At 55.3% G+C, this 2,306-nt stretch carries 2 protein-coding genes; both read right to left on the bottom strand.

Translation table 11 applies throughout. From position 1 onward, the window contains the following. Positions 1-1,206, bottom strand: a 1,206-nt coding sequence (locus DMG62_24575; protein PYY19489.1) for a hypothetical protein, incomplete at its 3' end; no start/stop codon positions are given. A gap of 716 nt (positions 1,207-1,922) precedes the next feature. Then, positions 1,923-2,306 (bottom strand): hypothetical protein (locus tag DMG62_24570; GenBank protein PYY19488.1); only part of this gene is annotated, 384 nt, incomplete at its 5' end.

The following is a 2,306-nucleotide window of genomic DNA, read 5'->3' as shown; positions in this document are numbered from 1 at the left end:
GAACCCGTTGACGGTGATTTGGGCGTCCGGCACGTGGTTGGGGCCGACGCCCAACGTGGAATTTGCCTGGTTGGCAAAATCGACATGGAACTTCCAGCCCTTGACCTGGTTTAAGGTCACCCCGCCGTTGGCCGGGCTATCGATGGCCAGGAGAAATTCATCCCTGCCCGCAGGTGGCTGATCGCCGGTGCGGAAGCTCGCAGGGACCAAGCTGAAAGCATCGCCCAGAGTAGCCGCATCGATCGTGAACCCGATCGCATGGGTCGGACCGCCGTTAATCATGCTGCTGCGATCGAGAGCATATATGCGGACGCCCTTGAAGCTGAGGGGGTTGTCGTCGGTAAACTCGTTCATCGTCAGGTAGTAGGCATCGCGCCACAAGGCGAACTTGGGATAATCACCCATCCGGTTTGGGAACGCTGGATCCACCTGCAGGGCATAGAGCCACCAGCCGCCGCTGACGGGGTCGCCAGTCTTGGACACACCAATGCACTCGTAAAAGGGGCCAGTGCCAGGGAACGAGGGAAAGGCGATGTCGGTTACTACCCAGCGGTTAGCAATCTGATCATAAAAAACAAAAGGATCCCCATGGGTCGGTGGGTTCCCACCGTTCTGGTTATTGCCGCAAGGATTGCCGGCGCCCAGATCGTGGAAGAATGAATTAAATGTCGTGCCGTTCGCGCCGTTAAGCGGGTTGCCTGACTTGTCAAAAATTTTGATCGAGGTGTTGACTACGTTAACGTAGTTATTGGGGCCGACGTCGCCGTCGCTGTCGGACGGCAAACAATTGCAGCCGCTCTGAGCAGCGTTCATTCCGTCAAACGTCAGGACCGGGCCTGGCATCGCGGGTACCTGCGCTAACACTGCCTCAGCCAATGACTGAAATCGCGCAAATCCCGATATTGGTGGCGGCGCTCCCGTCTCCAGGCGCGGGTGGCGCGTGAGTCGTCGCTCCACAATTTCCGGAGATGGCGGAATATAAGGAAGGCTGCGCAAGTCTTGGTCCTGACCGACCGGCCCCACCATCCGCACTAACGTCGGCAAGCCGGAACCAGGTTGTGCCGGCGTAGTCCCCTGTGCTTTGGCGGAATCTGAGTAAATCCCCGCCGCGAGCAGCAACGTAAAGATGCCGGCCAGGCAAAAGAGAGAAGCAATTAAAACGCGCAGATTAAAGAATGCGGATTGAGAACTGGATTTTTTCTTCATAGTGGAGCTTGTATTGGAGGGCCGGATTTTGCCAGATGCTCTCGTTTTCGTTGAGCTTCTGGACAGAACCAAAAGGGCTTATTGAGCTATGCAGGCGAGGCCGATGACTGCGTCACACGAGGCAACTACGAGATCGGGAATGCGAAGTTCTGAGAAAACGTCAAATAATTACTATCTTTTTGCCATCGTCTTCAGCCGCCTTGGCCAAGGATAGGGCGCGCGCCAAGTGAGAAGCCGATCACCTCGGAGAAACGAACGAAGATGCAACCATCACTTGATCGGCGGTCGCTGAACTTTCTTGGCGCCTGGAGCCTGGGAGTTGGAGTTTCCCGGCGCTGCCTCGGCTGCAAATCGAATTTATAATGAATACGACGCTTTTCGCTGAAACGCTGCAGGTAGGACAACAACAAAAGACTGCGACGCTTGCATCGATTTTGGCGCTGGCCCCGGCGGTCCTCCCATGGCCGAGATCACTCCGGATATCGGCCATGCACTCTCACGCCCGGACCAGCGCCGAAATCGACAGCAACCCTATCTGATATCGACCGGTGTCCTTCCTCTTATTGTTTCTCCGGAAATGACGCAACGAAGTTGTCGAACAGATTCAGGAAAGAAATGGCGAAGCACAATGTCGAACGAGAAAGGAATGACGGAGCCCGAATGACAACAACCCGCTCTTTAGAGATTGGTCATTTAGTCATTGATTTCGGATTTCGTCATTCTCTGGCGTCGCCACTTGCCTCTTGATCCAGCACCGCTACCGCGCGGTTGTAGGTGGCTTTTGCGTCCTCGTGTGAGTTGCCGACCGCAGTTAGTCCTGTCCTTCCCAGCTCGCCCAAGGCGCTCATCATGTGAAACACCACGCCTGTCTGGCGGGTTTGATCGAAATGCAGGTTGTGCCGCACGACAATGTCGAACAGATCGTCAGGAGTAAGAGTGCGATATCGCGGCGACTCGACGTGGTCGCTGGCTACGAAAAACTTCTGCTGGCCATTAGGAGCCGTGAAGATGCCAGTCTCAGGATTATAGGTACCATCGGTGAGAAATTGCAGAGTCAAAAACGGATGAGTGGTGCCGCCTTTTCGCAAGTTAATCTCGAT

It is taken from the genome of Acidobacteriota bacterium, assembly GCA_003225175.1.
Taxonomy (GTDB): domain Bacteria; phylum Acidobacteriota; class Terriglobia; order Terriglobales; family Acidobacteriaceae; genus Gp1-AA112.
The sequence above is the reverse complement of the archived record's forward strand: the minus strand, read 5'-3'. Positions and strand labels throughout refer to the sequence as shown.